10 protein-coding genes are annotated in these 8,462 nt (G+C 65.1%); 6 read left to right on the top strand and 4 right to left on the bottom strand.

The annotated features are described in order from the left end of the window. Together lpdA and ACTHJR_RS17595 are read left to right on the top strand one after the other, a co-directional pair. On the top strand, positions 1-1,160 hold a 1,160-nt coding region (gene lpdA / locus ACTHJR_RS17590; RefSeq protein WP_440524621.1), incomplete at its 5' end, for a dihydrolipoyl dehydrogenase. A gap of 84 nt (positions 1,161-1,244) precedes the next feature. Continuing rightward, positions 1,245-2,654: a hypothetical protein gene (locus tag ACTHJR_RS17595; RefSeq protein ID WP_440524622.1), complete on the top strand. Its 1,410-nt coding sequence runs from the start codon at positions 1,245-1,247 to the stop codon at positions 2,652-2,654. On the opposite strand, the gene ACTHJR_RS17600 is transcribed toward ACTHJR_RS17595, so the two are convergent. Next, a complete protein-coding gene (locus ACTHJR_RS17600) occupies positions 2,651-3,112 on the bottom strand; it encodes a GFA family protein (protein WP_440524624.1) in 462 nt (153 codons plus the stop codon). The genes ACTHJR_RS17595 and ACTHJR_RS17600 overlap by 4 nt on opposite strands. Before the next feature lie 53 nt (positions 3,113-3,165). Between ACTHJR_RS17600 and ACTHJR_RS17605 the strand changes: the two genes are divergently transcribed. Then, a complete protein-coding gene (locus ACTHJR_RS17605; protein WP_440524625.1) occupies positions 3,166-3,630 on the top strand; it encodes an MAPEG family protein in 465 nt (154 codons plus the stop codon). A gap of 15 nt (positions 3,631-3,645) precedes the next feature. Here ACTHJR_RS17605 and ACTHJR_RS17610 read toward each other — a convergent pair whose 3' ends face one another. The 3 genes from ACTHJR_RS17610 to ACTHJR_RS17620 all read right to left on the bottom strand — a co-directional run bounded on the left by ACTHJR_RS17610 (position 3,646) and on the right by ACTHJR_RS17620 (position 5,268). Then, a complete protein-coding gene (locus ACTHJR_RS17610; RefSeq protein ID WP_440524626.1) occupies positions 3,646-4,131 on the bottom strand; it encodes a bactofilin family protein in 486 nt (161 codons plus the stop codon). Between the two features lie 56 nt (positions 4,132-4,187). Next, the gene (locus ACTHJR_RS17615; protein WP_440524627.1) at positions 4,188-4,922 is read right to left on the bottom strand and encodes a hypothetical protein; all 735 of its coding nucleotides are present in this window, start codon (positions 4,920-4,922) and stop codon (positions 4,188-4,190) included. A gap of 109 nt (positions 4,923-5,031) precedes the next feature. Next, on the bottom strand, positions 5,032-5,268 hold the full coding sequence (locus ACTHJR_RS17620; RefSeq protein ID WP_440524629.1) for a hypothetical protein: 237 nt from the start codon (positions 5,266-5,268) through the stop codon (positions 5,032-5,034). A gap of 341 nt (positions 5,269-5,609) precedes the next feature. On the opposite strand from ACTHJR_RS17620, the gene rpsL reads away from it, so the two are divergent. The 3 genes from rpsL to fusA form a co-directional block, all read left to right on the top strand. After that, entirely contained in the window at positions 5,610-5,981 is a 372-nt protein-coding gene (gene rpsL, locus ACTHJR_RS17625) for a 30S ribosomal protein S12 (protein WP_022691828.1), read from the top strand. Between the two features lie 31 nt (positions 5,982-6,012). Continuing rightward, the gene (gene rpsG / locus ACTHJR_RS17630) at positions 6,013-6,483 is read left to right on the top strand and encodes a 30S ribosomal protein S7 (protein ID WP_440524631.1); all 471 of its coding nucleotides are present in this window, start codon (positions 6,013-6,015) and stop codon (positions 6,481-6,483) included. Positions 6,484-6,605: 122 nt separating this feature from the next. After that, positions 6,606-8,462 (top strand): elongation factor G (gene fusA, locus ACTHJR_RS17635; protein ID WP_440524632.1); only part of this gene is annotated, 1,857 nt, incomplete at its 3' end.

Here is an 8,462-nt window from a genome sequence, read left to right on the forward strand (position 1 = left end):
TGGAAGCGGTGGTCAAGCGCTCGCGCGGCGTCGCCAAGCAGCTCAATCAGGGCGTCACGCACCTGATGAAGAAGAACAAGATCACCGTCCACATGGGCGTCGGCAAGCTGACCGGTAAAGGCGGGCTGACCGTCACTGCCGAGGACGGCAAGAAGACCGAGCTTTCGGCCAAGAACATCATCGTCGCGACGGGCGCGCGTGCCCGCGACCTCCCGTTCGCCAAGGCCGACGGCAAGCGCGTCTGGACCTATCGCCACGCGATGACGCCGAGCGAGATGCCGTCGAAGCTGCTGGTCATCGGTTCGGGCGCGATCGGCATCGAGTTCGCGAGCTTCTACAAGGACATGGGCGCCGACGTGACGGTGGTCGAGATGCTCGACCGGCTCGTCCCGGTCGAGGATGCCGATGTCTCCGCCTTCCTCGAAAAGGCGCTCAAGAAGCAGGGCATGACGATCATGACCAAGGCCGGCGTCGACAAGCTCGAGGTCGGCGCGAATGGCGTGAAGGCGTCGATCAAGGACAAGGACGGCAAGGTCACGACCGCGGACTACAGCCATGTCATCGTCGCCATCGGCATCCTCCCTAACACCGAGAATATCGGCCTGGAAGAACTCGGCGTGAAGACCGATCGCGGCCACATCGTCACCGACGGTATGTGCAAGACGAACGTCGAGGGCCTCTACGCGATCGGCGACGTGACGCAGCCGCCCTGGCTGGCGCACAAGGCGAGCCACGAAGGCGTGATCGCGGTCGAGGCGATCGCCGGCAAGCACCCGCATGCGATGGACCCGAAGAACATCCCGGGCTGCACTTATTGCCACCCGCAGATCGCCAGCGTCGGGCTGACCGAGGCCAAGGCGAAGGAAGCGGGCTATGAGGTCAAGGTCGGCAACTTCCCCTTCATCGGCAATGGCAAGGCGATCGCGCTCGGCGAGCCCGAAGGCTTCGTGAAGACGGTGTTCGACGCCAAGACCGGCGAACTGCTCGGCGCGCACATGATCGGCGCCGAGGTCACCGAGCTGATCCAGGGCTATACGATCGGCAAGACCGGTGAACTGACCGAGGCCGAGCTGATGGAGACGGTGTTCCCGCACCCGACCTTGAGCGAGATGATGCACGAGAGCGTGCTCGGCGCTTACGGAAGGGCGTTGCACATCTGATCGGGCGACGCCGCGACCGGACGCGGTCGCGGCGTGCAGGACGAGGCTCGCGTCGCCGCCCGCGATGTGCTGATCTCCGCGCCAATGGGGAAGCTGGGACGACTCTGGCCATTGTGGGCGGCGTTGCTGCTTGCCGCGTTGATGATCGCGGCGGGCTGGCCTGGCATCGCTCAATATGACAGCGTCGAGCAGTTCGGACAGATCCTGTCCGGCCGCTATGACGATTGGCACCCGCCGATCATGGCGCGGCTGTGGTCGCTGTTTCACCTGATGGGCGGCGGCGCTGGGCCGATGATGGCGCTGCAGATCCTGCTGTTTTGGCTGGGGCTCGGATTGCTGGCCGCGGCGCTGGCAAAAAAGGGGGCGCGACGCGCGGCGTTCCCGGTGCTCGCGATCGGCGCGCTGCCCTGGTTCGCGGTCTGGCAATGGAGCGTGCTCAAGGACGTGCAGATGGTCGCGGCGATGCTGGCCGCGACCGGCGTGATCGGCTGGTGGCGGTTGCGCGGCGTGCGCGTGCCCTGGATCGGCTGGGTGCTGGCGGGGTTGCTGCTTGCCTATGCCAGCCTGGTGCGCGCCAATGCCCTGTTCGCGACAATTCCCTTGATCGTGATGGTGTTGCCCAGGGGGCGCTGGTTTGTCCGGCTGGGGTTGGTCGTCGCCGGGTTGCTCGCGGTGCTTGCGCTGACTCCGCTGATCAACGCCGATCTGCTGGGTGCGACACCCAGCGGCGTGCAGACGACCGAGCCGCTGTTCGACCTCGCCGCGATCGCCGTGCGAACCGGAGATTCCGACGCGACCGGCATCGCGCCGGCGGAGATCGAGGTGCTGCGGCGCGAGCATTGCGTGAAACCCTATTTCTGGGATCCGTTGGGCGGCGGCGCCTGCGCCGACGCGGTGGACGACCTTGGATCACGGCCGGTCGGCGAGATGTACGCGATGCTTGCCGGCGCGGCGTTCCGGCATCCGATCGCCTATGCCGGGCACCGGCTCGCGCATCTCGACCGAACGGAGCGCTGGCTGGTCGGGCGCGGGCTAATCGACTCCTGGCCTCCGGCGGAATCGCAACCCAACCGCTTCGGCCTCGGCGATCCGGGACGGGCGGCGTCATGGTTTATCGATGCGACGCGACCGCTCGCCGATACGCCCCTCGGCTGGCCGATCGTGTGGCTGGTCGTCGCGCTGCCCGGCTTGATCGAGGCATTGCGGCGGCCGCCGGCATCCGCACGCGACCTCGCGCTCGCCTTGCTCGTCTCTGCGATCTCACTGGAGGCGAGCTTCGCCGCGATCAGCATCGCCGCCGATCTTCGCTACCACCTCTGGCCGATGATCGCGGCGGCGGTCGGCGCTGTCCTGTTATGGTCGGAAGCGCGACCGTCGCGGCGCCTTCTGCTCGCCGGCGGCGGCTTGCTCGCGCTCGTCATTACAGCCGGTATCCTCGCCCGCGCGATCCTGCCACCCGCGCCGAGCTCCTATACCGCGATGCTCGCCAGCTAGCCGCCGTGCCGCTGCGCGAATTCGGCGAGCAGCGGCTGATATTCCTCCATGGACGGAAACTTCTCATAGGAATGCGGGGAATCGACCAGCGCCCAGGGCAGTGCCTCGCTCGTGTAATTCTGGATGAAGGGCGTGACCCAGCTCGGATCGTCGAGCATCGTCGCGCGGACGTTGACGAACCCCATGTCGGGTTCGAAGTCGGTGTAGACCCAGCTCTTGCAATGATCGCAATGCTGGTGGTGCAACCGCTCGCCGTGGAGCCCGCCGATGACCGTCTCGCCCTCCGTCAGCGCGAAGCCCGCACGCGGGATCGCGACCGTGGTCGAATAGGCGCCTGCCGTCATCTTCTGGCAGCCAGTGCAATGACACACTGCGGTGAACATCGGCGGCGCGCTGATCCGGAAGCGCACCTTGCCGCAGCGGCATCCTCCGTCCATCGGCAGCGTCCAGTCGGCCATTCCATTCCTCCGTGCGTTGGGGCAGCCTGCTCCTAGCATAAGGAGGGAAGGGGATGCAGTCGTTTGCGATTCTATGGCCGACGATCGCGCTCGCCACGCTGACGTTCGCCGTGATGGTGTGGGTCGCCGTCGCGCGCGCGGGCCATATGAAAAAGCACCCGCCTCGGCCCGAGGATTTTGCCTCGGGGGAAGCGGCGATGCGCTATTTCCAGCCGGTCGAGATGCCGGCCAACAACCTGCGCAACCTGTTCGAGGCGCCGGTGCTGTTCTACGCGCTCGTGCCGCTGCTGCTGATCACGCACCAGGCTGATCGCGTCCAGGTCGTGCTCGCCTGGATCTACGTCCTGCTGCGCGTCATCCATAGCGTCGCGCATGTCGTGCTCGGCAAGGTCTCGATCCGCGCGCCCGCTTTCTGGGTCTCGGTCATTGTCCTGATGGCGATGTGGATCGGCTTCGCGGTCGACCTCGCCGGCGCGCAATCCGCTTACGACGCGGCGATGTCCAACATGACGATATAAAGGGGCGGCCGCCGGTCAGGCGGCTACTTCCTCGCTCGGCGCATCGATCATCTTGAATTCGCGCGGGGCGCCCAGCACCGGCGTGACGGGCGCCGTCGCGGCTGCTTGGGCCGAGAAATGCTTGAGCCGGCCATCGACATGCGCGCCGGTCTCGAGCGAAATCGTCTCATATTCGACGTCGCCAGTGATCCGCGCGCCCGACTCGACGGTCAGCTGGCGGATCGAGACCGCGCCGTCGATCTTGCCCGCGATGCGCGCGCTGTCGGCGCGAACCTGGCCCTGGATCGTCGCGTCGGCGCCGACCACGAGATTGCCGCAATCGAGATCGCCGTCGACGCGCCCTTCGATATGCAGGTCCGCCGACGCCCGGATGTTGCCGGTGACGACGACGTCGGCGCCGATCACCGAAAAGCCGTTGCCCGAGCTGCCGTTGGAGCGGCGCGTCGTCGCGGCCGCGGGCTGGTAGGTCGACGCAGGCGCGTCGTCACGCTTGTTGAACATGGAGAACCCCTTTGCGAATCCCGAATCTCGCGAACGCCTACCTATCAAGTCGCGCGTCACGCGGGATAGGCCCGGAACGGGTTGAGCGGCAGGCCGTTGTCGTTGGCGGGCGAGATGAGGAACCGGCGCGCGATCAGCGCCGTCGCGACGATCATCGGTACCGCGCCGAGCATTGCCCAAGCCCGAATCCCGGACAGGTCGCCGACCAACGCCAGCATCGATCCGCTCTCGACCAGCGCACAGATCGTCCAGGATCGACGGTCGCCGCGCATGGCCGCCAGCCCTAGCGCCAGGACGTCGGCCATGACGAAAGAGCGTGCGTCCGAGCCGGGCAGCAATCCCGGCAGGACCAAGGCGAACAACAATGCCGCCGTGATGACGTCGCTCCCTTCGGGACTGCGCCAGGCGAACCGAGCGGTGAGCCAGGCGGCGGCGCCTACCGCCGACGCCAGCGCGAGTCCGGTAAGCGGCAGGTCGCCTATCCATGGCAATGCCTGGACGATCGACCAGGCATTGGGCGCGTCGTTCGCGAGCATCGGCGACCAATCGGCCTGGCCGACATAGACGCTTGAGAGATCGGGGAGCGGCCAGCCCGCGAACCGGATGGCGGCGATCGCCGGGAAGAAGGTGAGGGGAGCGGCGAGCCAAAGCCGCGGCGAAACGCGCCGGCCGATCAGCAATGCGATTATCAACGGCGCGCAGGCGGCCGCCTGGGGATTTGTCGCCAGCGCCAGTCCGGACCACCCGAGCATCGAGCGATGTCGATGGTCGATCGCAGCGGCCAAGCTCATCCACCACGCAGCAGCACCGATCGCGAACAGGACCGCAAGGACGGAGGCGGGGGAATCGGGCATCGCGACGTGCTAGCCGGGTGGGGTTAGCGCTGCGTAAAAGAGGCGCTCAGCTGGCGGGCAAAAAGATGGAGAGCACCACCATCGCGGCCAGGATCGCATAGCAGAAGAGAGCGATCGCCCAGAACTTGAACGGCTGCTCCTGTCGACGAACGATATTCGGCGTTCCGAAATTGGCGATCGGTACCTGTCCGCTGCGGAATTGAAGGAAGAAGCGATAGCCGACGAAGAGAGCCCAGCAGATGAATGCCGCGCGGATTACCAAAGTGATCGGGTTGCCTGACAAGAGAAATCGCCCCTAGCGTGTGATCGGTTGATATCGGCACGCCATTGGAAGGGAAAGGGCGGCGCTTTTCTCTACCGGGCAATAGTCGTCTGGACTCTTCCGCGCCCGCGACAGGATGGCGTCCGTACGGTCGGCACCCCGTTGACCGTTTCCGACTCCCCGTCTATAGGCGCGCCCGCTCGCTTGGCATTCGTGCCGTTCGGGCAAGAGCTGAACGTTGCCGGAAGACGTGGACCCGGGACGCCGAAAGGCGCGCCCTCGGTCCTTTTTCGCATTCGCTGACAATGGCTCCCGGCAAAGTAACCGCCAGAAACTCTGGTAACATAAAGGTGAAGGGCTTCATGCCGACGATTAACCAGTTGGTCCGCAAGGGCCGTGACCCGCAGAAGGCCAAGTCGAAGGTCCCTGCGATGGAGCAGAACCCGCAGAAGCGCGGCGTCTGCACGCGTGTTTACACGACGACTCCGAAGAAGCCGAACTCGGCGTTGCGCAAGGTTGCCAAGGTCCGCCTGACCAACCAGCGCGAAGTCATCAGCTACATCCCCGGTGAAGGCCACAACCTTCAGGAGCACTCGGTGGTCCTGATCCGTGGCGGCCGTGTGCGCGACCTTCCCGGTGTGCGCTATCACGTGCTGCGCGGCGTGCTCGACACGCAGGGCGTCAAGGATCGCAAGCAGAGCCGTTCGAAGTACGGCGCGAAGCGTCCGAAGTAAGCTGTCTCGGTACTAAGGAAGGAATGGAGCAATGGCTCGTCGTCGTCGTCCCGAGAAGCGGGAAATCCTGCCTGATCCCAAGTTCGGGGATGAGGTTCTGTCGAAGTTCATGAATTCGGTGATGCTGGACGGTAAGAAGTCCGTCGCCGAAGGCATCGTCTATTCGGCGCTCGACACCGTCGAAACCCGCGCCAAGAAGGACCCGCTCGCGGTGTTCCACGAAGCGCTGAACAACATCAAGCCGGGCATCGAGGTCCGCAGCCGCCGCGTCGGTGGTGCGACCTACCAGGTTCCCGTCGAGGTGCGTCCGGAGCGCGCCCAGGCGCTCGCGATCCGCTGGCTGATCTCGGCCGCGCGCTCGCGTTCGGAAAACACCATGTCGGCTCGTCTGTCGGGCGAGCTGCTCGACGCGTCGAACAACCGCGGCAACGCGGTCAAGAAGCGCGAAGACACGCACCGCATGGCCGAAGCGAACCGCGCCTTCAGCCACTATCGCTGGTAAGCACGACTGGATCGGCCGGTTCCGCTTCGGTGGGACCGGTGATCTGGCATTGGTAATTACATTACCTACATAGCGGGAAGCCGGATCGGCCGGCTCCCCACATCCTTAAGGAAGCTACGACCATGGCCCGCAGCCATTCGCTCGACCGCTATCGTAACATTGGCATCATGGCGCACATCGACGCCGGCAAGACGACGACGACCGAGCGCATCCTCTACTACACCGGCAAGTCCTACAAGATCGGCGAAGTGCACGAAGGCACCGCGACGATGGACTGGATGGAGCAGGAGCAGGAGCGCGGGATCACGATCACGTCGGCGGCCACCACCTGCAAGTGGAAGGCCGAGGACGGCCAGGGCCCCGAGCATCTGATCAACATCATCGACACCCCGGGCCACGTCGACTTCACCATCGAAGTCGAGCGTTCGCTGCGCGTGCTCGACGGCGCGGTCGCGTGCTTCGACGGCGTTGCCGGCGTCGAGCCGCAGTCTGAGACGGTGTGGCGCCAGGCCGACAAGTACGGCGTGCCGCGGATGTGCTTCGTCAATAAGCTCGATCGCACTGGCGCCGACTTCTATTATTGCGTCGACTCGATCATCGAGCGCCTCGGCGCGCGTCCGGCGGTGCTGTATCTCCCGATCGGCATCGAGGGCGGCTTCAAGGGCTTGGTCGACCTGGTCAACAACCGCGCGATCATCTGGCTCGAAGAGAGCCTGGGCGCGAAGTTCGAATATCAGGACATCCCCGCGGACATGGTCGAAAAGGCCGCCAAGTACCGCAACGATCTGATCGAGATGGTCGTCGAGCAGGACGACGATGTCATGGAGCAGTATCTCGAGGGCAACGAGCCCGACGTCGCGACGCTGAAGCGGCTGATCCGCAAGGGTACGCTCGCCATGGCGTTCGTGCCGATCGTCTGCGGCTCGGCGTTCAAGAACAAGGGCGTGCAGCCGTTGCTCGACGCGGTCGTCGACTATCTGCCGAGCCCGCTCGACATTCCCGACGTGCAGGGCGTGAAGCTCGACGGCGAGACCCCCGATTCGCGTCCGGCGAGCGACGATGCGCCGCTGTCGCTGCTCGCGTTCAAGATCATGAACGACCCGTTCGTCGGCTCGCTCACCTTTGCCCGCATCTATTCGGGTACGCTGTCCAAGGGCAGCTACCTGAACTCGGTGAAGGACAAGAAGGAAAAGATCGGCCGTATGCTCCTCATGCACGCGAACTCGCGTGAGGACATCGAGGAAGCGCGCGCCGGCGACATCGTCGCCATCGCGGGCCTCAAGGAAACGACGACCGGCGACACTTTGTGCGATCCGGCCGCGCCGATCATCCTCGAGCGCATGGAGTTCCCGGACCCCGTGATCGAGCTGTCGGTGGAACCGAAGACCAAGGCCGACCAGGAAAAGATGGGCATCGCGCTCAACCGCCTGGCCGCCGAGGACCCCTCGTTCCGCGTTTCGACCGATCACGAATCGGGCCAGACCATCATCAAGGGGATGGGCGAACTCCACCTCGAGATCCTGGTCGACCGCATGAAGCGCGAGTTCAAGGTCGAGGCCAATGTCGGCGCGCCGCAGGTGGCGTATCGCGAGTATCTCGGCAAGAAGGTCGACATCGACTACACCCACAAGAAGCAGTCGGGTGGTTCGGGTCAGTTCGGCCGCGTCAAGGTCACGGTCATCCCCGGTGAGCGTGGCTCGGGCTACCAGTTCTTCGACGAGATCAAGGGCGGCAACATCCCGCGCGAATATATCCCGTCGGTGGAAAAGGGCTTCCGTGAGACGGCGGAAACGGGATCGCTGATCGGCTTCCCGATCATCGACTTCGAAGTCCACCTAACCGACGGCGCCTATCACGACGTCGACTCGTCGGCGCTGGCGTTCGAAATCTGCGCCCGTGGCGCGATGCGCGAAGCGGCCCAGAAGGCCGGCATCAAGCTGCTCGAGCCGATCATGAAGGTCGAGGTCGTCACCCCGGAG

It is taken from the genome of Sphingomonas sp. (assembly GCF_051962185.1).
In the GTDB taxonomy this organism is placed as follows: Bacteria; Pseudomonadota; Alphaproteobacteria; order Sphingomonadales; family Sphingomonadaceae; genus Sphingomonas.